The 20,253-nt window shown below is 44.1% G+C and carries 22 protein-coding genes; 10 read left to right on the plus strand and 12 right to left on the minus strand.

The window, feature by feature from the left end:
- Nucleotides 1-247: 247 nt before the first annotated feature.
- From cyoA to cyoE, 5 genes are read left to right on the plus strand one after another with little or no spacing between them, the layout of a single operon-like run.
- Nucleotides 248-1,144 (plus strand): ubiquinol oxidase subunit II, encoded by an 897-nt coding sequence (cyoA, locus tag QUF19_RS05385; protein WP_286297060.1) that lies wholly within the window; start codon nucleotides 248-250, stop codon nucleotides 1,142-1,144.
- A 5-nt stretch (nucleotides 1,145-1,149) separates the two neighbouring features.
- Entirely contained in the window at nucleotides 1,150-3,225 is a 2,076-nt protein-coding gene (cyoB, locus tag QUF19_RS05390) for a cytochrome o ubiquinol oxidase subunit I (protein WP_286297062.1), read from the plus strand.
- A complete protein-coding gene (gene cyoC, locus QUF19_RS05395) occupies nucleotides 3,197-3,832 on the plus strand; it encodes a cytochrome o ubiquinol oxidase subunit III (protein WP_076671315.1) in 636 nt (211 codons plus the stop codon). The genes cyoB and cyoC overlap by 29 nt, the downstream gene beginning before the upstream one ends.
- Entirely contained in the window at nucleotides 3,832-4,143 is a 312-nt protein-coding gene (cyoD, locus tag QUF19_RS05400; protein WP_016786088.1) for a cytochrome o ubiquinol oxidase subunit IV, read from the plus strand. The genes cyoC and cyoD overlap by 1 nt, the downstream gene beginning before the upstream one ends.
- 8 nt (nucleotides 4,144-4,151) lie before the next feature.
- Nucleotides 4,152-5,021, plus strand: a complete 870-nt coding sequence (gene cyoE, locus QUF19_RS05405; RefSeq protein ID WP_286297068.1) for a heme o synthase — start codon at nucleotides 4,152-4,154, stop codon at nucleotides 5,019-5,021.
- A gap of 136 nt (nucleotides 5,022-5,157) precedes the next feature.
- Here cyoE and lepB read toward each other — a convergent pair whose 3' ends face one another.
- The 6 genes from lepB to QUF19_RS05435 all read right to left on the minus strand — a co-directional run bounded on the left by lepB (nucleotide 5,158) and on the right by QUF19_RS05435 (nucleotide 11,105).
- A complete protein-coding gene (lepB, locus tag QUF19_RS05410) occupies nucleotides 5,158-5,805 on the minus strand; it encodes a signal peptidase I (protein WP_286297070.1) in 648 nt (215 codons plus the stop codon).
- Complete coding sequence (locus QUF19_RS05415; protein ID WP_286297072.1) at nucleotides 5,792-6,034, minus strand: hypothetical protein; 243 nt, start codon at nucleotides 6,032-6,034, stop codon at nucleotides 5,792-5,794. The genes lepB and QUF19_RS05415 overlap by 14 nt, the downstream gene beginning before the upstream one ends.
- Before the next feature lie 389 nt (nucleotides 6,035-6,423).
- Entirely contained in the window at nucleotides 6,424-7,497 is a 1,074-nt protein-coding gene (locus QUF19_RS05420) for a helix-turn-helix transcriptional regulator (protein ID WP_286297075.1), read from the minus strand.
- A gap of 458 nt (nucleotides 7,498-7,955) precedes the next feature.
- Nucleotides 7,956-8,945: an efflux RND transporter periplasmic adaptor subunit gene (locus tag QUF19_RS05425; RefSeq protein WP_286297078.1), complete on the minus strand. Its 990-nt coding sequence runs from the start codon at nucleotides 8,943-8,945 to the stop codon at nucleotides 7,956-7,958.
- Nucleotides 8,945-9,577, minus strand: a complete 633-nt coding sequence (locus tag QUF19_RS05430; RefSeq protein ID WP_286297081.1) for a magnesium transporter — start codon at nucleotides 9,575-9,577, stop codon at nucleotides 8,945-8,947. The genes QUF19_RS05425 and QUF19_RS05430 overlap by 1 nt, the downstream gene beginning before the upstream one ends.
- 562 nt (nucleotides 9,578-10,139) lie before the next feature.
- Entirely contained in the window at nucleotides 10,140-11,105 is a 966-nt protein-coding gene (locus QUF19_RS05435) for a hypothetical protein (protein WP_286297084.1), read from the minus strand.
- A gap of 397 nt (nucleotides 11,106-11,502) precedes the next feature.
- Here QUF19_RS05435 and QUF19_RS05440 point away from each other — a divergent pair, with 397 nt between their 5' ends.
- From QUF19_RS05440 to QUF19_RS05455, 4 genes are all read left to right on the plus strand, one after another.
- A complete protein-coding gene (locus QUF19_RS05440) occupies nucleotides 11,503-12,438 on the plus strand; it encodes a LysR family transcriptional regulator (RefSeq protein ID WP_286297086.1) in 936 nt (311 codons plus the stop codon).
- A 204-nt stretch (nucleotides 12,439-12,642) separates the two neighbouring features.
- Entirely contained in the window at nucleotides 12,643-13,020 is a 378-nt protein-coding gene (gloA, locus tag QUF19_RS05445) for a lactoylglutathione lyase (RefSeq protein WP_048658258.1), read from the plus strand.
- A gap of 14 nt (nucleotides 13,021-13,034) precedes the next feature.
- Nucleotides 13,035-14,132: an alkene reductase gene (locus tag QUF19_RS05450; RefSeq protein WP_286297094.1), complete on the plus strand. Its 1,098-nt coding sequence runs from the start codon at nucleotides 13,035-13,037 to the stop codon at nucleotides 14,130-14,132.
- Nucleotides 14,133-14,243: 111 nt separating this feature from the next.
- Nucleotides 14,244-15,110, plus strand: a complete 867-nt coding sequence (locus tag QUF19_RS05455; RefSeq protein WP_286297095.1) for a DMT family transporter — start codon at nucleotides 14,244-14,246, stop codon at nucleotides 15,108-15,110.
- A gap of 118 nt (nucleotides 15,111-15,228) precedes the next feature.
- Here QUF19_RS05455 and QUF19_RS05460 read toward each other — a convergent pair whose 3' ends face one another.
- Nucleotides 15,229-15,657 (minus strand): MarR family winged helix-turn-helix transcriptional regulator, encoded by a 429-nt coding sequence (locus QUF19_RS05460; RefSeq protein ID WP_286297097.1) that lies wholly within the window; start codon nucleotides 15,655-15,657, stop codon nucleotides 15,229-15,231.
- Between the two features lie 17 nt (nucleotides 15,658-15,674).
- The gene (locus QUF19_RS05465; protein WP_286297098.1) at nucleotides 15,675-16,316 is read right to left on the minus strand and encodes a cytochrome b/b6 domain-containing protein; all 642 of its coding nucleotides are present in this window, start codon (nucleotides 16,314-16,316) and stop codon (nucleotides 15,675-15,677) included.
- Between the two features lie 150 nt (nucleotides 16,317-16,466).
- Here QUF19_RS05465 and QUF19_RS05470 point away from each other — a divergent pair, with 150 nt between their 5' ends.
- Entirely contained in the window at nucleotides 16,467-16,889 is a 423-nt protein-coding gene (locus QUF19_RS05470; protein ID WP_286297102.1) for a cytochrome c, read from the plus strand.
- A gap of 120 nt (nucleotides 16,890-17,009) precedes the next feature.
- Here QUF19_RS05470 and QUF19_RS05475 read toward each other — a convergent pair whose 3' ends face one another.
- The 4 genes from QUF19_RS05475 to QUF19_RS05490 form a co-directional block, all read right to left on the minus strand.
- Nucleotides 17,010-18,152: a BamA/TamA family outer membrane protein gene (locus QUF19_RS05475; RefSeq protein ID WP_286297104.1), complete on the minus strand. Its 1,143-nt coding sequence runs from the start codon at nucleotides 18,150-18,152 to the stop codon at nucleotides 17,010-17,012.
- Nucleotides 18,153-18,450: 298 nt separating this feature from the next.
- Entirely contained in the window at nucleotides 18,451-18,945 is a 495-nt protein-coding gene (locus QUF19_RS05480; protein WP_286297106.1) for a peptidylprolyl isomerase, read from the minus strand.
- Between the two features lie 223 nt (nucleotides 18,946-19,168).
- Nucleotides 19,169-19,768 (minus strand): thiol:disulfide interchange protein DsbA/DsbL, encoded by a 600-nt coding sequence (locus QUF19_RS05485; protein ID WP_286297110.1) that lies wholly within the window; start codon nucleotides 19,766-19,768, stop codon nucleotides 19,169-19,171.
- Between the two features lie 87 nt (nucleotides 19,769-19,855).
- Nucleotides 19,856-20,188, minus strand: a complete 333-nt coding sequence (locus QUF19_RS05490) for a hypothetical protein (protein ID WP_286297111.1) — start codon at nucleotides 20,186-20,188, stop codon at nucleotides 19,856-19,858.
- Nucleotides 20,189-20,253: the final 65 nt, after the last annotated feature.

The following is a 20,253-nucleotide window of genomic DNA, read 5'->3' on the forward strand; positions in this document are numbered from 1 at the left end:
TAAGTCATATTTTTTGTGTGGTTTTAACCGTGCGGCAATGTTTCGACTGCGCAGCACTGCCGTTATAACTTGGCAGTTCAACGGTTCAACTATCGACTGTTCAACTGTCTACTGTTCAAGATAGTGGCTAATTCCGTTTCGCTTTGAGATGCGTCGTTTCACATGCTCAACACATAAATATTCTAATGACCATGACAACCAGTACTCGGGCGTTCGTTCTGAGGCTGGATAACCATCGAGAAAGTTAATGGAAGCTTCAAGATATAAACGCATTTTATCGAGAGCAAATCTGTCGAGGATTGGTTTGGTGGGAACCGTCCTGATGCTCGAAGGATGTAACTCCGCATTGCTCGACCCAAAAGGTAGCGTTGGCGTTCAGGAAAAGGAGCTGATTATTACGGCTCTGTTGCTGATGCTGATTGTCGTCATCCCTGTGATTCTGATGACCATCTACTTTGCCTATAGATACCGCGAAAGTAATACCACAGAAGAGTATGCACCTGACTGGGCGCACTCAACCAAGATCGAAGTGGTGGTATGGACGATTCCAATCATCATCATCGCGATTCTTGCCACCATCACTTGGCGTTCAACACACGAACTGGAGCCTTCCAAGCCTCTGGAAAGTGATGTGCAACCTATGGTGATCGAAGTGGTCTCTCTGGACTGGAAATGGCTGTTCATCTATCCGGAGCAAAACATTGCGACGGTTAACTATGTGGCGTTCCCGAAAGATGTACCGGTGACGTTTAAGCTGACTTCAGACAACATCATGAACGCGTTCTTTATCCCGCGCCTTGGTTCGCAGATCTACGCGATGCCGGGAATGGTGACCAAGCTGAACTTGATTGCTAACCATGAAGGTGACTTCAAAGGTTTTGCATCGAACTACAGTGGTAAAGGGTTCTCTCAAATGAAATTCACTGCATCAGCTATGCCTGACCAAGTGGCGTTTCTAAATTGGGTGGAAAAAGTGAAAGCTAGCCCAGACCGTATTGAAGATTGGGATCAGTTCCGTTCATTGGCTGCGCCAAGTGTTGCTGAACCTGTGACTTTTTTCTCCAGTATCCCACCATTTTTATTCACTGATGTCGTGACCCAGCACCCTGGTTCAATGAACTGTTTGCCGGAAACCCAAGGATAATCGTCATGTTTGGAAGATTAACTCTAGACTCAATTCCCTACCACGAACCCATTATTTTATTCACCTTAACCATGATCGCTTTAGTGGGCGGTTTAGTGGTGTATGCGGTAACAAAAGCAGGTAAGTGGCAATACCTTTGGAATGAATGGTTTACGTCTGTAGACCACAAAAAATTGGGCTTCATGTACATTGCTGTGGCAATGGTGATGTTAGTTCGTGGCTTTGCCGATGCGGTCATGATGCGTAGTCAGCAATTGCTTTCTGCAGCCGGTGAGACAGGCTATTTACCGCCACATCACTACGACCAGATCTTCACGGCTCACGGCGTGATCATGATTTTCTTCGTTGCGATGCCTTTGGTTATCGGCCTGATGAACATCATCGTGCCGCTGCAAATTGGTGCTCGTGATGTTGCATTCCCTTATCTGAATAACCTGAGCTTCTGGCTGTTTGTGGTGGGTATCATCCTAACCAACATGTCACTGGGCTTAGGTGAATTTGGCCGTACGGGTTGGTTGGCGTATCCGCCGCTTTCTGGCATTGAGGCCAGCCCGGGAGTCGGGGTCGATTATTGGATCTGGGCGCTGCAAATATCCGGTGTGGGTACCACATTAACGGGTGTGAACTTCTTCGCGACCATTTTGCGCATGCGTACTCCGTCCATGCCAATGATGAAGATGCCAGTATTCACTTGGGCATCTCTGTGTGCCAACATCCTGATCATCATCTCTTTCCCAATCCTAACGGTAACCATCGCGTTACTGACTTTGGATAGATATATCGGCACGCACTTCTTCACCAACGACCTTGGTGGCAACGTGATGATGTATGTGAACCTGATTTGGGCATGGGGACACCCTGAGGTGTACATCCTAATCTTGCCTATCTTCGGTGTGTTCTCTGAAGTGACGGCAACCTTCTCTCGTAAAAAACTGTTTGGTTATACCTCACTGGTATGGGCGACAGTTGCTATCACCATCCTTGCGTTTGTGGTTTGGCTACATCACTTCTTTACCATGGGTTCTGGCGCCAACGTGAATGCCTTCTTCGGCATCGCGACCATGATTATCTCTATTCCAACCGGGGTTAAGATCTTCAACTGGCTATTCACCATGTACAAAGGACGTATCCGCTTTACCACGCCAATGATGTGGACGGTGGGCTTCCTAATCACCTTTACCGTTGGTGGTATGACGGGCGTATTGATGGCGGTTCCGGGTGCGGATTTCATTCTGCATAACTCGGTATTCCTGATTGCTCACTTCCACAACGTAATCATCGGTGGTGTTGTCTTCGGTTGTTTTGCTGCGATTGGTTACTGGTTCCCGAAAGCGACCGGTTTCACTCTGAACGAGCTTTGGGGTAAACGCGCATTCTACTGTTGGATCATTGGTTTCTTGATGGCGTTCTTGCCGCTTTACGCTCTGGGCTTTATGGGCATGACGCGTCGTTTGAGCCAAGACATCAACCCTGAATTCTTCCCACTACTGGCGGTTGCGGCTGCAGGTACGGGCGTGATTGCGATGGGTGTTGTTTGTCAGTTCGTGCAGATTTACGTGAGTGTTCGTGACCGTGACCAAAACCGAGATCTAACCGGTGACCCGTGGGGCGGACGCACATTCGAATGGGCAACGTCTTCACCACCGCCGTTCTACAACTTTGCAAAACTGCCTAAGGGCGATGAGATCGATTCGTTCTGGTATCAAAAGCAAAGTGGTGAGTTTGATCCAACTCAGGAAGAAGAATACGAACGTATTCACATGCCGAAGAATACACCGACAGGCATTTATGTGTCTGCATGGGCGTTGGCATTTGGCTTCGCAATGATTTGGTACATCTGGTGGCTAGCGGCGGCAAGCCTAGTGGGCATCGTGGTGACGTGTATTCAACACAGCTACAACGACGATGTGGACTACTACGTGGAAGTTGAAGAGATCAAAGCGATTGAAGCGGCTCGACGTGCACAGCTTGAAGAAGCGAAGAAACAGTCAGTGAAAGGCGACAACTCTGGTCGTGGTAACAGCGCTGACGGTGATAACAACAAAAATAAAGATGATTTGGAGACGACGTATGCAAGCTAATACTCCGTCACACACTTATGATCTTGCACATTCGCATGATCATCACCACGAAGCTGCGGGCAACAAGTTGTTTGGCTTCTGGGTTTACTTGATGAGTGACTGTGTCCTGTTTGCCACGCTTTTCGCGACTTATGCCGTGCTTGAGAGTGGCTCTATTGCTGGGCCTACAGGCAAAGACATCTTTGAACTGCCGTTCGTGTTTGTCGAAACCATGATGCTGCTGTTCAGTAGTATCACCTTTGGCTTTGGCATGATTGCAATGAAGCGCAAAGACGTTACTGGACTGAAGCGATGGATAAAAGTTACGTTCGTATTGGGCTTAGCCTTTATCTGTATGGAAGTGTATGAGTTTCATCATTTGATTGCAGAAGGCTATGGCCCTCAAGAGAGTGCATTCCTTTCGGCGTTCTTTACCTTGGTCGGCACACACGGTTTGCACGTAACGTTCGGTCTGATTTGGATGGCGGTGGCATATCACCAGCTTTCAACTAAAGGTTTGAACGACAACATGTCGATGCGTTTCCAGTGCCTGAGCTTATTTTGGCACTTCCTTGATATCGTTTGGATTTGTGTATTTACCATCGTGTACTTAATGGGGGTGATGTAATGGAACAGCATCTAGACAGCGGTGCAACGGATTACGTGAAAGGCTTTATTGCGTCACTGATTCTAACCATTATTCCGTTCTACATTGTGTGGGCACATGCGCTGCCAAGCACTGAAACTTACGTGATCTTGTTCGGTTGTGCGTTGGTACAGATCTTTGTGCACTTTAAGTACTTCTTGCACATGGAAGCGAAATCGTCCGATGGGCGTTGGAACTTGGTCTCACTGATGTTTACCGCCATTGTTGTATTGATTCTTATCGCTGGCTCGGTATGGATCATCTACAACATGAACGTCAACATGAAGTTGTAGGCTAGGGTATGCTGAAAAGTTATTTGTCTATTACCAAGCCGGGCATCATTTTCGGCAACCTGATTTCTGTTGCGGCGGGGTTCTTCCTCGCCGCGAAAACAGAACCAGCCAGTGCGATGTTGTTACTGACAACGTTAGCGGGTGTAGGGTTTGTGATTGCATCAGGTTGTGTGGTGAACAACATCTTTGATCGAGATATCGACCAGAAAATGAAACGAACCCAGAACCGTGAATTGGTTCAGGGCAATATCAACACAGACGTCGCATTTATCTATGCGTTAGTCATGTTGTTGGCTGGCACGGCGTTGCTGTTTCAATTCGTTAATCCTATGTCTGCGGTGGTGGTGTTGCTTGGCTATGTGTTTTACGTCTTTTTCTACACCATGTGGTACAAGCGTAATTCCGTTTACGGCACCTTAGTGGGCAGTATTTCTGGCGCGGTTCCGCCGCTAGTTGGCTACCTTGGTGTCACGAACTACCTGAGCTTAGAAGCCGTTCTATTGTTCATCATGTTCTGTTTATGGCAGATGCCACACTCGTATGCAATTGCGATGTTCCGCATTCAAGACTACCGCGATGCAGGCATTCCTGTGTTACCAGTCAAAGAGGGTGTCGACAAAGCACATCAGCATATGAAAGCGTATGTGGTTGCTTTTGGCGCAGTTGCTCTGGCGTTGTTCTTACTCGGAGAAGCGGGTTATGAATACTTAGTGGTGTCGGCGGCGGTTTGCTTTATGTGGACCAAAGTGACATTTCGCAAAGTCGATTGCCTCAACTACATTCAGTGGTCAAAGACCGTCTTCAAGGTCTCTCTGCTGGTGGTGATGAGCATCAGTGGCGTCCTCGGGCTAGAACTGATTCCACTGCCTTTTTTGTGAGGTAAATCGAGCGCAAGCCAAAAACCGAGCCATGTTGAATAGCTCGGTTTTTTTTGCTTATTTTTGAAAGCTCAAAGCTCAAAGCTCATAACTTATAGATTATGGCTTTGGTTGAGAATTGATAGCAGGGAGCTTTCTAACATGTCCTGTGGAAAGGCGTATAGCTAGTTGCCATTGTTAATGAACAATTGAACTTACGATTGCCATTAGCGACGTTGAGTAAAACTTTGTTATATACACCATTGACGCTGTTAATATCGACATAACCAAAACTCTCATAGGTTGAGTCGTATGAGTAGTCTCGGTTATCGCCTAAAACAATTAATTTTCCTTCAGGCACATGCCAAGTAATACTGTTTTCAAGTATGTTCGAATCTTCTTTGAGATACCTAACATTATATTGGCTATTACCTATTTGTTCTTTTATATAAACGTATCCATTCTCTTTTTTAGTCACTCCATGTGATACCTTAGTATGATTAATATAAAGTTCGCCATTGTCTAATGTGATGGTATCTCCAGGTATTCCAATAACTCTTTTTCTAAAGGTTATACTTTCACTTCGGTGTTTAGGTGGGTGTTGAAATCTAATGACATCGCCATACTCTGGTGTATATCGACCAGGTCGAACGCCACTTACTGTTGTCCAGTATTTTCCCTCAAAGGTAGGCGCCATACTTAATCCAGTATTGGTATTGATCGAGCTAGAAAAAAAATAAAATAGCACGAATATCCAGAACGCAAGCGAAGTCGATACCGAAAGAAGGACCTTAAAGCTCTTCATAACGGTTTCTCCGACTGCAATATCTTTCAGCAAGCATGGTGATACTGTAGTTTGCTATAACAAATGAGCAATAAAATAGCCCTAAAACTACAATGATTTCAATGATGTCATTGAATCCACCAGAGAATAGATTTTTACAGAGTGAGTAGTAGAGAAACAAGCTGAAGCCTAGAAAAGTCGCAGCTATTGCCAGCAGAATCCATTCTACCTTTGATAAATTACGGTTCATTACTTTTACACCAAGAAAAATAAAATTACAGGTAAAGCAAGCAGTCGGCTAAATATTTTTAAAGGTCGATACCAATAAAAAGGAAGACGATGTACTAAGCTGTTTGATTTATAATTTAGGTGATAAAGCTCATCAATAAATGATCTTTTTATATTGTCTATCACAGTTAAGCCTAATTGTTTTTTATTTAGAATGGTATTGTGGCAACAAAACCTGACATTTTCTGTCTAAATCAAAGAAATCACTAAATTTAATATATTTGTAATAATGTAAAAGTATTATTTATCTTGATTATGTTTTTCGTTTTAACATAACTAACAATAGTTATTTTTTATTGAATTAATATTGGATGAGCCAATATTGAACTTCATATGTGGTGATGTTTAAATCTAATGGGCATAAACGTTCATTGCGTGTTTAATGTCGTGTATTACATCCGTACGTAGTTTGAGCGGCTTTAAAATTTCAACGCAATCGGCGTTGTTAATGAGCCATCTTTTGAAATCTACGCTATCACGAGCTTGAGCCTTTACAATGTAATGACTATGAGCGGTCTCTTCTATACTCTGACATTCACTGAGTTTGTACTCGTCGACAAACCGGTTGTTCCCATCTGTGTCTCTTGTCATTTTTAACAGCACTTCATAGGTTTCACCACCATTGACCATTTTTCCATTACTTGTCGAAAGGTAAGTTGTAAGGCAAAAGCTTTCTTGGTTACCCATTGAAAAACTCTGACCTGGATGAATTTCAACATGATCAATATTATGAACTGTGTACGTCCGATATTCGCTGAGCATCGAACTGCTCTCAGCATTTTTTCTATAGCGCTCTCGGCCGACAAGATAGAAGGCTTTTTGGTACACAAATGATGCATAAGGGTCGACTTCACATCGGCTTCCTTCATATTCAAAAGAGATCACTTGACGGCTTTCTAACGCACTTTCGAGCTCACATAACACTGTGTAATCGGCTATAGGCGCAACGACATCATAACCGCTGACTTGCATTTTAAAAGGTGCGGTATTTGACACGTTTTTGGCTCTAGAGAGCAGAGTTAACGCTTCGCTTAACTTGGCGCCTGCCGACGGAAGAACACGTTCAAGTACTTGGTTCCCTATGGTGTTTAGGATTGAGATAGATTCATTCAATCCGGGATTCACGTTGAAATCTGCATCCGCCTTTACTTTATAGCGAGCTTTTGATGCGATCCCTTCTCGTATCAAGAGATCATTATGTCCATTTGGCCCGTCTCCTTGAATGCCGTGATATTTGTAGACTGAATCCAAGATGCGCTCTGCCCACTTTTGTTGTGCTTCTTTAGAAGAACCGCCACGATAGTAAAAAGGCTCTTTTCGAACATCATTAAGATACTCTTTGGGGGTTAATCCCTGTTCTTTGATTGAAAGTAAATTGAGGCAGTGTAAGTAACAATAAAAGTCACCGAATGCTTTTGCAGACACGTTATCCCTCCATCTCTAATTGATATTTATCGTATTTAAGCATAAATTTTTTTCGAAGAATGGCAGAGAATCACACTTTTCGTGTGTGATTAGATTAAACAGGTTGTTTTTAAATCAATTTTATAGCGAATTTTGTAACCATTTGTAATTAGTGTGTTTTTTGAACGAAAACAGATGTCTTATTGTTAGAATTAAAACATTGCTCCCATAAATACCTCGCCATTTTGGTTGTTATAATTGTTTGTCTGTGATTTATGTTTAGGTGTTTTAAGCTAGATGCAAATAGGGTTTAGTTAATACTGTCTTTTTATACTGAGGAAGGAACCGGTGGGCTGTTTCTTTTGAGGACTTTTATCCGGAGTGTAGGGCTTTATGAGGATATGTGCGCACAAGAAAAATACCCCGACCAGCGGGGTATTTTTGTTTGTCTTTTATTTAACTGTTAGTGAGTAACTTGTTTACCAAGCGCCCAGGTAAGACTTGTACGATTGTAGGCGAACGGTTGCTGCGCCAATTACGTCAATGAAGCCCCAGAATGGATGCGGCTTCTCAGCTGAAATCCAAGCTGATCCTGCTGCGCCAATTGGGATGTTGTAACCTTCTGGCTCGAAGATTTCGAGTACGATAGTACGGCCTAGGCCATTACCATTTTGCACAACGTGTTGGCCAACGCTTTGTGGTCCTTGAAGTGGAGAAATACTCGACTCACCTGTACCTGTGGTAAAGCTATGAACTTTGGCTCTGAATACGTGACCAGGGTAAGCATCCACAAAGAACTCTGCAAAATCACCTACTTGAACATAGCCGTAAGTTTGATCTGAGATACGCATTTCTAGGAACTTTTTGCTGGTGTTGTAAAGGTGCATGTTACCCATCACAGAGCCTTCAGCAATGTTAACTATCGATACTTGACCGTCAAATTCTGCTTTGATGGTTTTCTTCTCTTGCGCCCAGTTTACTTTCTGTAGATCGGCTTTTAATGATGTCAGTTCAGCATGCATCACGCGAAGGTCTGAGTTGTATTTTTCCACGTCACGCATGTTGAAGATCTCAGGCGATGTTTCTGCACGATCTAAATCGCGAGACATCTGTTTGATCTCTTCTTCTTTTTGCACGATCTCAGACTCAATCTTCGCTTTGTCTGCGGCTGAGTCGATATCGACTAAGGTGTAAATGACATCGCCTTTCTTAACGATTTGGTTGTGATCAACAAACACTTCATCAATTTGCTGGCCAAAGATTGGAGACATCACAGCGTGTGGCGCTTTAACCGTTGTCGAATTGGTCATATCGACCGGAGCCCATAGGCGAGACACGATAGCCAATAAACCTAGAATCACGGCACCGCCAATCGCAGCCCACGTGTAGTTCTTAATGCTCTTTTTTAATGCGCCAGTCGCGAACAGGGACCATACAATCAGAATGTATGGGATCATCATCTCTTTCATTATGCGGCCTCTTTTCCAGTGGGTGTCTGTTCAGACTCTGCTTTTTCTGTTGCTTGTTCGGCGGTTACTTTGCTGTCGTCGCTTGTCTTGTTCTCGTCTTTGGTTGGAGCTGTATCTGTTTTAGCAGACTCATTTCCAGCAGACTCATTCTCAACAGACTCGCTCCTAACTGATTTAGGTTGAACACCGCGACGAATCACATCACTGATCGATTGACCGATGTGTTTCCAGTTAGCGAGTGCAATAACCAGTGCGATTACCCAGAAGGTTTTGCTAATGAACAAGCCACAAAGAGAGAGTGCGAAGACAATTTGTACGTGAGCACTTTTGTGTTCTTTCGCTTTATGGACACCGACTTCGTGTACCTGCCACATGCCGTATATCGCAGCAAGAACTACAGCCATCGTTACGGAAAATAGATAACCGGAGAAGAACTCAGTTTGGAAGAACGTCATCATCATTTCGTTCGGATGGTTATTGAACTGAGAAAGATCGATGTCTTTAGAGTGGATTTTACCCATCGGAGCGAGCACCCAAGCGCCTGCAAACATGAGTGCCATAAATAGACAGAACTTGATGAGAACCATCACCACAGCCCAGACTTTCTGCAGAACAATTTTAAGGAATTTCATATCTCAACCTAAAAAGTAAGGAGAGAGAACGTGCAGCCGAGAGGCAAGACTTTTAGATGGCATCTGAAAGGGTGTTGAATATCGGTCAAAGCGATGACGTTGTGATAAACAAAAGTAATAGATAACAATTAAAAATCGATTCGCCACAACTGGCCACGAATTCTCAAAAATACAGGGCTAATTAGACCTGAAGAAATCATTCTTAAAGTAACGTTAACCATTGTGAGAATAGGTTTGCATTGGTTTTTGGAACATCCTCCGTGATGCGCGCAACGCGATTTATCTACACATTTATAGGTGTGCTGTTTAGGTTAAGAATTGATTTGTTGGCCGAATGATAGAAAGTGTTATAGGTGGTATCTACCGGAGAATCCGATTTTGAATTATCGTAATTACGATAGATGGGTGGGGGATTGGATGAATAGACACGTTTATTTGAATAGGCTCAAACTAGGGAGGTAAATTTCGTTGATTAAATTGGCTTGGATCATAGAAGTGAGTAAAAAAATCGTCAGGAAGACTGGCCAAAAAATATGAAAAAATTTGACCAGCGTCAGGGGTGTTATTTGAATGGGTTCAGCGTAACTGGAGCAACGAAGAACTTTAGATTCCAATCTGGCGAGTAGGGAACGTATTCTGATGGGTTCGTTGCGCCAACATTCGCATCTGGCTTCATGACGTAGTATTGAAGTTCAATCCCCCAACGCACAGGCATTGGGCCAACTTTAAACATGTCGATGTAACCAAGGCCGACTGGCACAGTGAATCGGTCTGAGCCGTCCTTTTCCCAATCGATTTGAATGTTGGGTGTCATGCCGATCAATGCTGTGTTGCTCACTCGATAGTTTAAGAAGTATTGGATATCCGCTTGGTTGGTTGATTCGGTTACGCTGTCGCTGCCACCCACATCCCACCATTGCTGAGCAAGAATACCGACGTTCCAACTATCAATGTTCATTGGTTGTCCAGTTTCTTTACCTAACCTTGCCACTAGAGCAGCAGGGCCTACTTGCCATTTATCTTGAGTTAAGCCATCAGTGCCGGTTGGTGCAATCATGGTCGGACCCACACCCCAGATAAAGCCATCGTCACGGTTTGGAGCTGCAAGAGATAGGAATACTGTATCGCCCATACCGTTTGTACGACCTTCAAAGAAGTCACCGTCTTCGCGATCACCTGGTGCACTGTAATGGTTAGCGACGATTCTGTTCACCAAGTTCCATTCACCATCCATAATAGGGACAGGCATTACCGGTTGAAAGCTGAAGCGGTTCTGCATCTCATGGTGGCCATCTTCTTTCTCTAGGAAGGTGTAGTCATTTTGAGTGATCAGCATCCACACATCCGATACTGGATTTGCCGATTTCTTTGCGGCTTCTTCAACGGATAGTTTTTCTTTAACGGGCCGTTTTTCTGTAATAGATAGCTTTTCTGTAACAGATAGATTTTCGGCTTCAGCAAGAGCCGAACCTGAGTAAGCCACTGCCGCGCAACTAAGAAGTAACGGGAGTATTTTATTGTTTTTCATTTTCTATACCGTGGGTCGTTTTAATGTCCCGCTATTGTAGAGTTCAAAATGGGAATGTATATAAACCGTACGGGGACACAGTGTCACGATAAGTGAGACAATTTGAGCGATGTTGTGTTGAATCGGTCGTTAAATGTCGTGAAAATCTGACGGAGAGTAAAAGCGATTTAAGAATTGTCTCAAGATACGATATTGGCGTTCGTCATGAGTCCTGTTCATACGGTTGGCCACGATAGCCGCGAGGTGTTTAAGTGGTATTTTACTCATCAAATGGAAGCGCTCTACTGTACCGCATGCTGTTTCCTTCTCAGTTTTGTTTCTCGATGGGCGTCGGTTGTTTCATTCTATCGGTTTTACGATAAGATAATTAAATCTATCGCCTAATGAGTACAGAATCATGAGTAATGACATTCCGAACTTTAACTTATTAGCTGTATTTTGTGCGGTGATGGAGCAAGGCAGTTTGAGTAAAGCCGCTGATCATCTTGGCACCAATCAGTCGACCATTAGTACGGCATTGGCACGTTTGAAGGCAGAAATAGGACAAGAGTTATTTGTTCGTAAGGGAAGAGGAGTGGTGCCTACCGCCTATTCTCAAAGTTTGTATGAACAAGTTAAAACACCGATCCAAGAGCTTAACGGCGTGTTTCAAGGCATGACATTGTTTGATGAAGCCTCTACAGAGCGCAGGTTTGTGGCTTCGGTTCCAGAGCATTTGCAGTGGCTGTTGCTCAACCGGTTTTCTCAGTTGCCTAACCAAGGACTCTCCCTAGAGGTCTATGATCAACCGGATACTGATGATCAAGTTCACGAAGATCTCCTGACTCAAAAGTTTGATGTGATGATCGACATTGTGTTGCCTGAGCATCCCAGCACGGTTAGCGAAAAGCTCTATGACAGTGAGTTTGTGATTGTTTGTCGAAATGGACACCCGAGAATCAAAGGCGAGATCACCGAAGCGCAGTATTTGAGTGAGCAACATGCAGTCTTGGCTAGGACGCGTCGCCAAGTGAGAAGCTTGAGCCACTACACCTCATTAGACTTATCTCGACGTAAGATTGTGATTCACGGCAGTTCTTTGTTCAATAATTTACTGCTGTGCAGTCAGTCTGATTACATCACGGTTGCGCCGCTGTCATTGGCGATTCAGTTTAAGGATCGTTTTGATTTACAGTTATTCAAACCACCTTTCGATTACCAACCGATCTCTCATTACCTCATCTGGTTGAAAAAGCAGAATAACGATCCGGCACATAAGTGGTTCAGAGAGCAGGTCATCAATACCACGAATGACATGTCTAAAGCGCTCAACAGTTGGCGTTCCGCTTTCTGATTGCACCCCTGCCTTTCGCTTGTCAAATACCACCCATAGCAAATCATCTGTATTAAGTTCGTCATAACAAAAAATTATCACAATGAGAATTTTTGATAATTTCATTTATTTGCTGTCAGTCCGTATATTAACCCTAAGAAAGAAGTGGATAACCTCCGCTCACGATTATATCGGCTCACGTTGCTGGGCTAAAAAGGGTGAAATATGAAATTCCTACACACAATGATTCGAGTTGCTGATCTAGATAAGTCTATTGAGTTCTACACCAAGGTATTGGGTATGAAAGAACTTGAGCGCCATGACAATAACGATTACCGCTACACCTTAGTTTTTGTTGGTTACGAGCAAGGCGGCACAACCATCGAACTGACTCATAACTGGGATACCAACGAATACGAAATGGGTAACGCTTTTGGCCATTTAGCATTGGGTGTGGAAGACATTTACGCGGCGTGTGACAAGATTAAATCGCTGGGTGGCAATGTGACTCGCGAAGCGGGTCCAGTAAAAGGCGGTTCAACACACATCGCTTTTATCACTGACCCAGACGGCTACCAAATCGAACTGATTCAACTAGGTTAATCGAGGAAATGACAATGACAAACGCACTATTTCAACCAATTCAACTTGGTAACATCGAACTAAAAAACCGTATTGTTATGCCTCCGATGACTCGCTCTCGTGCAACGCAACCTGGTAATTCAGCAAACGAAATGATGGCGGCTTACTACGCTCAACGCGCTTCTGCGGGTTTGATTGTGGCAGAAGGCACACAGATTTCACCATTGGGTCAAGGTTACGCTTGGACACCAGGTATCTACTCTGAAGAGCAAATCGCGGGTTGGAAAAAAGTAACCGATGCAGTACATGAAAAAGAGGGCGTTATTTTCGCTCAACTTTGGCATGTAGGCCGTGTAACACACCCAGATAATATCGGTGGTGAACAGCCAATCTCGTCTTCTGCGATGAAAGCGGAAAACGTAAAAGTCTTCATCGATAACGGCACTGATGAGCCGGGCTTTGTTGATGTGGTTGAACCTCGTGAAATGACCAAAGAAGACATCAAAGAAGTGGTTGAGCAATATCGCCAAGCGGCGCTTAATGCAATCGAAGCTGGCTTTGATGGCATTGAACTTCACGCGGCAAATGGCTACCTGATTAACCAATTCATTGATTCTGAAGCAAACAACCGTACCGATGAATACGGTGGTTCAACTGAAAACCGCCTACGTTTCCTCGGTGAGGTGGTTGAAGCTATGGTTGAAGCGATTGGCGCTGAGCGTGTTGGTGTTCGTCTTGCTCCGTTTACTTCGCTAAATGGCACGGTTGATGCGACGCCTGTAGAAACTTACACAGCAGCGGCAGCATTCCTAAATCTGTACAAGATCGTTTACCTGCATATCGCAGAAGTAGACTGGGACGACGCGCCTGAAACGCCAAAAGCATTCAAAGCCGCCGTTCGTGAAGCGTTCAAAGGTGTTCTGATTTATGCAGGCAAATACGATAGCGAACGTGGCGAGCAAGCAGTTGCTGAAGGCGTAACAGACATGGTTGGCTTTGGTCGCCCGTTCGTTGCGAACCCTGATTTACCCGCTCGTATTCAAAATGGTTTTCCGCTGGCTCCGCACGATCCAAACACCTTGTTTGGTGGTGCTGAAAAAGGCTTAACTGATTACCCTGAATACGCAGGCTAAAAACTGCTGCCTGAAACAGAGTATTGAGATAGTATCTCGATCCTGTTAAGAGTTTATAAAAAGCAACCTTGCAGAGTCAGGTTGCTTTTTTTGTTATTGGATCGAGTAAAAATGATGAACGTAAAAGCAATGCGTGGCGAGCTTTACCTCTTGTGTGCCACTTTGCTGGCGGGTGTTGGGTGGATTGCCTCTAAGCTAGTGGTTATGGAAATGCCTGGGCCAGTGTTCATTGGTGTACGATTTTTCGTGGCGAGCCTGATTTTACTGCCATTCTGTATTCATCATATTCGCAAGCTAGCTCTCAAGCAGATCCTGTCGCTTTGTGGCGTTGGTTTATTGTTGTCAGCCTCATTGCAGGTATGGGTGTTTGCGGTCTCAGTGACAGAAAGCTTGTCGGAAGGGGCATTCATCATGAGCTTGGCGATGATCATTGCGCCATTTGTCTCTTGGATTCTGTTCCGAGTTAAGCCTAATCGTGCATTTTGGAAATCATTTCCTATCGCGATCATGGGTATGTTACTGCTTACCCTAACCAACGGTTGGCACGTTGAACAAAGTCAGATTTACTTCCTATTGGCTTCAATGTTGCTCTCTGTCCATTTTGTGATGAATAAGCGCGTTATTACTAACATCAAGCCAATTGCTTCGATTTGCGTACAGCTTTTTGTGGTGGGTATCAGTGGGATGGCGTTTGCGTCTATGACCGCTCAACCGGAGTTTGAAATCACCAAAACGCTCATCTTCTGGTTTATTGTGTCTGCTGTTATCGCGACTTCTATTCGTTACTTATTGCAAACGGTAGGGCAGCACTCAGTGAACATGGAAGTGGCGGCGCTTATCATGATTCTAGAGCCAGTCTGGACACTATTACTCAGTGTCAGCATGTTGGGAGAAACGGTAGAAATGCAGAAATTGTTGGGTGGGGCCGTGATTATCGGTTCACTGTTTTGCTATATCAAATGGTCGCGAAGAAAATAAAACCCTCGTTTAAGGCGAGGGTCTATTGATGTCTAGTTTCTAAGTGCTTTCATCTGCGTGAGCTAATGAGCTAATGAGCTAATGAGCTAATGAGCTATTGAGCTATTAAGTTATTGAACTAGACAGCGGCGACCATTTTCTTAAGTAAGCCGATCATCTGTTGTTGCTCTTGTGCATCAAGCGCTGCCATCAGTTCTTCATTCAACCTAACTGGGATGGGTATTAACACTTCTTCAAGTGCTTTACCTTTCTCTGTTAGGTAGATTCTAAAAGAGCGTCGGCTGTGTGGGTCAGCTCTACGTTCTACCAGTTCAAGCTTTTCCAACTTATCTAATGTTCGTGTTGTCGTTGAGTTTTCTACTTTAGACTTCGCCGCAATATCACGCTGGGTAACCCCTTCTTCTTCCCATAAACACATCAAGGTTGGCCACAATGCGATGCTTAAGCCGTGTTTCTTTAACTCAAGGTCGAAATCTTTGGTCGCTTTGTTGGCGATCACATTGATCATCCATCCAAAACTATTCTGTCTATCAAACTCTTCTGGCATTCGTTAGTCCCTAATTTTTATGACATAACAACTATTGCCATCGTAACTAATACCGACGCAATTAGCACCAACAACGCTTTTCTATTTGATGAAAAAGCCAATTGAGTGCCATTTCCGAAATGAGCGGTGGATAACGATTGATTTTGTTTGCCTGTGATCATAGCGAGAACCAAAGGCTTTGAGCGCAGTTTGTAGGTCAAGATAGCCAATAAATGCAGCACGACAAAAGCGATTAACATACGTGCGGCAATGGCATGAAGCGTGACGAATAGGTCAAAGACATCGTCTGTGATGATGACTTCTGAATACGGCAATGTGTCGAAGAAACCCGCCATCCCGAGGCCAGTCATGCATTGGACGAACAACGTAGTGATCATGCCTACAACCATCCAAGCACCTAGAGGATTGTGCCCCGGTTTAGGTTGAACTCGGCCTCGTAAGTACTGCCAAGCAGAGCGAGGAGAACTAACAAATTGCGAAAAACGGCTGGTATCACTGCCAATCATTCCCCAGATCAAGCGCCACAGAATCAAACTAAACAGTGCTAACCCTAAATATATGTGCGGGCCATTGCCACTAAAGCCAGATACAGCAAGGCCAATAAACAGAGCGGCTTGCAGCCAGTGATAGAGTCGAGTCGGTAGATCCCAAATTTTCATTGTTCAGTTTCCTGCTTGTCATTTTCAAAGTGAGGTTAATTTACAAGACAACAGTTGCGCACGCAACAGTTGTTGTGTAAATTAAATGCATCTCATCGATTACGATTGAAAACTCAACAAATCAACCGACCAATGAACAGGAATGACACTATGAAAAAACTGACTATCGCTTTACTTATCGCCGTGCCAGTAATGGCTGTTGCTGCAACTGAAGCCGTGAACAATCGCCAGCAGGCTTTTAGCTCAATTGAAAAGCTCAATAAACAAGTGTCTTCAGAATTAGGAAACCGCAATGCAGATTGGAAGAAGGTTGAGGAGTTAAGCCAGAGTTTGGTTGAGCACGGAATCGTATTGAGTAACAGTTTTGCGCTGAGTGACACGGGCGGTAAGGCAACAGAAGCGGTGTGGAGTAAGCCTGAGAAATTCAATCAACTGATGTTACAGATGAACCAAGGTTTTACAGAGTTAAAGCAAGCGAGTGTCGAACAGAACCTTAGCAAGGCTGAGCGTGGGTTAGATGCGGCCAATAACACATGCCGAGCATGTCATCGTACTTATCGTTCACGTTGGTAAGTCATTTTGAGGTGCTTAAAAACAACAAAGCCTGTGCGAATCGAATCGCGACAGGCTTGATGCTGTAAGTAAATAAGTAAATAAGTAAATAAGCTAGAGCTTAGCTGAAATTTGGTTAAATTATATGTTTTCACCCAAACTAAAATACGCCAGAACTTCATCTTCGTTGTTGTAGGTGAAGTCCATGCGCACGTTGATACGTTCTTGGCGCAATAGTCGATAACGTAATCCGAGGCCAACCATGGTCAGAAGATCGCCATCATCAAAGCTATGATAAGGGTCTTTCGGGTTGAGCCTTTCACCAAACACCTTGCCCACACCAGTTAAACCAACGACGGCTACGTTATTCAAGAAGTTAATCGATGAGCCAGAAATAGAGTAGCGGTATTCCATCTCAAGGTTGGTCATGTGCGAGGCGATATGATCCCCTGCGACAAAACCCCGTTGAACGTTTCGCCCTTGTCGACCATAAGTACTGTATGCGCTGCTTGGTGCATTTTCTGCATCGAGTAGGTATCGAGTCACCCATCGGCTTGCGATGATGTGATTGTCGTTGTGCGTCAAGCTGTAGAAAAAACGGTAGTCAGAAAACAGCGAAGAGTAGGTGGCATCTTCATCATTGCCTAACCAAGCGCCATGATCTTCATAAGTCAGTTCAAACAAGAAGCCGTGATACGGATAGTAGTAATGCTCTCTTTCGTCCCATAAGAATGAAAGTTTTGCTCCCATGTCTGCTTCATACTCTTCATTAAACCCTGTGAGTTTAAGCAAAAGATCATCGCGAGGCGTCTCCCCTAGATAGCGAGCGGTAGAGTAATTTAACCCAGTGCCCAGATAAATGTTGTCGTAAACCTTAAAATAAAAATCACCATCGAAAGCGTATTCTTGATGGTTGGTATCGACAAGATCAACCAGTGTTATGTTGGTGCTAGAGAAGCCTATTTCACCAGTGAACCGCAAGGAATCACCGTTTAATAACAGGTCAGCATTACCTTTTATGTAGTAGCTGTCGTTCTGGGTATAAGTCAGGGTTGCCGATAAGGTTGATGCGTTTTTGGTTTCACCATCTGCGTAAAAATTGTAGATAGGAACAACTGAAATCCCAGTATCGACGCTTGGATCGTAGAAGGGGATAGCAATGACACGAAATTGGTCATCCAGTTTAGGTTCTTGTGACTCTCGCGTATCAACTTCAATAGCTGAACTGGAGAAACTGGCAACAGTCGAAAGAATGGCTGTTGTCAAAAAAGGGTGTCGAGTCATGTATGGTGTTACGTCCAATGTATAGTGAATCGCATTCAACTTTCATAGTCGGCGAGCGGCGATAATAACACGTCACGAATACTGATTAATAGCAGGAGAACGGTAGGTATTGGAAATATACCGTACAAAAATAAGTGCAATTGATAACATGGACATTAAAAATGGTGAGAGGGGATCTCACCATTTGAGGTTGTTTCTTGGTGGCCGATTGTGGCGGCTTAGTCGCTAGATCTATAGTTAAACCGTTAGCTATAAAGCTCAGTCGTCAGTCATACCATTTAGTCGTTAATAGTAGCTTTTAGTCGTTAATAGTGACTTTTGAAATCACGATATCTTCGCACGGCACATCTTCGTGTCCCCAGCGAGTGGTCGTTGGAGCGACAGCAATCTTGTTAACCACGTCCATGCCTGCCGATACTTTACCGAACACTGCGTAACCCCAACCTGCGTTGCTGGTCGCGGTATGATCAAGAAAATCATTGTCGTCAAGGTTGATAAAGAATTGGGCTGTTGCTGAGTGCGGTGCGTCAGTGCGAGCCATTGCCACAGAGCCAATCACGTTCTTTAATCCACGGTTTGCTTCATTGACGATAGGTGCGTGAGTTGGTTTCTCTGTCATGTCGATAGTGTGTCCACCACCTTGAATCATAAAGCCTTCAATCACGCGGTGAAACGTGGTGCCTTCATAGAAGCCTTCTTGGCAGTATTTAAGGAAGTTTTTTGAACTTACTGGCGCTTTTTCAAGGTTGAGTTCGATTTCGATGTCGCCAAAGTTAGTGGTAAGAGTAATCATAAAGTTACCTAATGTTGAAGTACTGCTGAGTCGTGAATGACCAAATATGGTTGCAGTATATGAGAAATAACAGCGGATGCCAGTGCACAGTGATTCTGATGTGTATTCAAGGGTGATTTGAGTGATCTTCAAACATCTGTTCTCAAGCTCACTTCACACATATAGACAAGAAAGCCAGCGAACAGGTCGCTGGCTTTTGAGGTTTAAAGTCTTTCGCTTTTGATTAAAGCGTCAGAAGATAGTTCACCAGCTGGTTGTACTCTTCATAGCTGGTGATTTTTTCTGGTTTTACGATGTACTTGTTGTTAACCAGTACGCCAGGAACCCCTGTTAATGTGCTCGCATCAAACTCTTTATCAAAACGTTTTTGCATTGAATTCACTGCAAAGCCGTTGTAAGCCGCATCGAACTTCTTCGCATCAATGCCATTATTGATGAACACTTGGCGCAGTTCTGATTCATCTTTTGGCGTTTGTCTCATCTCGTGGATTTGAGCAAACATTGCCGGAATCATGCTTTCTTCTGCACCCAAAGCAACCATGGTGGCGTAGGCTTTCGCCATAGGTACTGCCATGTCGTTACCCATAAAGGCAACGTGTACTTTTTGGAATTCTGCCGATTCTGGAAGGTCTTGTTTAAGGTATTTGATTACCCCTTCAAACTTGTAACAGTGCGGGCAGTAAAACGAGAAAAACTCAGTCACGACGGGCTTGTCGGCTTTTGCTACATCAAGAATCTTATAGTGAGTGCCTTCTTCAAATTGAGCGGCATTAATAGAAGCGCTCATCATCAGAGCTGCGAATAGGCTAAATAGCTTTTTCATTGGGTAATTTCCTAAATTCGGATGTCATTGTGTACAGCGATAACGCCGTTTATTGTGGTGGCAGGTTGTGCCAAAAAGGACAAACGATTAAGAAATAGGAGGGCGGTATGGCGCTTTTGGCGACATGATCGCTTTGTGTGAGGGTTCTTTTTCGATTAAAGCCAACGACTCGATTTGAGTGTCGAATGTCTCAGAAACGATGAGTGGTGGCATTTTTAACAAGCAGACTGAACCGCAACAATGATGTTCAATGTTGGGTTGTGCTGTTGAATAAGGTGTTGAGGTGCTTATGGACGTTGATAGATTTTGAGATGCCAGCGCAACATTGTTACTCGCGATGCTATCCACACTGATGGAGGCCATTAACATAGCGAATAGCATGAAAGCGTGTACCCAAATTTTACTGATCAACTTTGGCATGAATTCTTAGTCTTGGTAAACGAGTAAAGCAAGCGAATCATACCTCACTCGTTTGTGCATCTCTA

Origin of the sequence: Vibrio sp. FE10, assembly GCF_030297155.1 — a bacterium.
GTDB classification, from domain to species: domain Bacteria; phylum Pseudomonadota; class Gammaproteobacteria; order Enterobacterales; family Vibrionaceae; genus Vibrio; species Vibrio apostichopi.

Coding starts and splice junctions, on each gene's coding strand:
- cyoA (WP_286297060.1), top strand. CDS start 248: ATGGAAGCTTCAAGATATAAACGCATTTTATCGAGAGCAAATCTGTCG.
- cyoB (WP_286297062.1), top strand. CDS start 1,150: ATGTTTGGAAGATTAACTCTAGACTCAATTCCCTACCACGAACCCATT.
- cyoC (WP_076671315.1), top strand. CDS start 3,197: ATGATTTGGAGACGACGTATGCAAGCTAATACTCCGTCACACACTTAT.
- cyoD (WP_016786088.1), top strand. CDS start 3,832: ATGGAACAGCATCTAGACAGCGGTGCAACGGATTACGTGAAAGGCTTT.
- cyoE (WP_286297068.1), top strand. CDS start 4,152: ATGCTGAAAAGTTATTTGTCTATTACCAAGCCGGGCATCATTTTCGGC.
- lepB (WP_286297070.1), bottom strand. CDS start 5,805: ATGAAGAGCTTTAAGGTCCTTCTTTCGGTATCGACTTCGCTTGCGTTC.
- QUF19_RS05415 (WP_286297072.1), bottom strand. CDS start 6,034: ATGAACCGTAATTTATCAAAGGTAGAATGGATTCTGCTGGCAATAGCT.
- QUF19_RS05425 (WP_286297078.1), bottom strand. CDS start 8,945: ATGAAAGAGATGATGATCCCATACATTCTGATTGTATGGTCCCTGTTC.
- QUF19_RS05430 (WP_286297081.1), bottom strand. CDS start 9,577: ATGAAATTCCTTAAAATTGTTCTGCAGAAAGTCTGGGCTGTGGTGATG.
- QUF19_RS05435 (WP_286297084.1), bottom strand. CDS start 11,105: ATGAAAAACAATAAAATACTCCCGTTACTTCTTAGTTGCGCGGCAGTG.
- QUF19_RS05440 (WP_286297086.1), top strand. CDS start 11,503: ATGAGTAATGACATTCCGAACTTTAACTTATTAGCTGTATTTTGTGCG.
- gloA (WP_048658258.1), top strand. CDS start 12,643: ATGAAATTCCTACACACAATGATTCGAGTTGCTGATCTAGATAAGTCT.
- QUF19_RS05450 (WP_286297094.1), top strand. CDS start 13,035: ATGACAAACGCACTATTTCAACCAATTCAACTTGGTAACATCGAACTA.
- QUF19_RS05455 (WP_286297095.1), top strand. CDS start 14,244: ATGATGAACGTAAAAGCAATGCGTGGCGAGCTTTACCTCTTGTGTGCC.
- QUF19_RS05460 (WP_286297097.1), bottom strand. CDS start 15,657: ATGCCAGAAGAGTTTGATAGACAGAATAGTTTTGGATGGATGATCAAT.
- QUF19_RS05465 (WP_286297098.1), bottom strand. CDS start 16,316: ATGAAAATTTGGGATCTACCGACTCGACTCTATCACTGGCTGCAAGCC.
- QUF19_RS05470 (WP_286297102.1), top strand. CDS start 16,467: ATGAAAAAACTGACTATCGCTTTACTTATCGCCGTGCCAGTAATGGCT.
- QUF19_RS05475 (WP_286297104.1), bottom strand. CDS start 18,152: ATGACTCGACACCCTTTTTTGACAACAGCCATTCTTTCGACTGTTGCC.
- QUF19_RS05480 (WP_286297106.1), bottom strand. CDS start 18,945: ATGATTACTCTTACCACTAACTTTGGCGACATCGAAATCGAACTCAAC.
- QUF19_RS05485 (WP_286297110.1), bottom strand. CDS start 19,768: ATGAAAAAGCTATTTAGCCTATTCGCAGCTCTGATGATGAGCGCTTCT.
- QUF19_RS05490 (WP_286297111.1), bottom strand. CDS start 20,188: ATGCCAAAGTTGATCAGTAAAATTTGGGTACACGCTTTCATGCTATTC.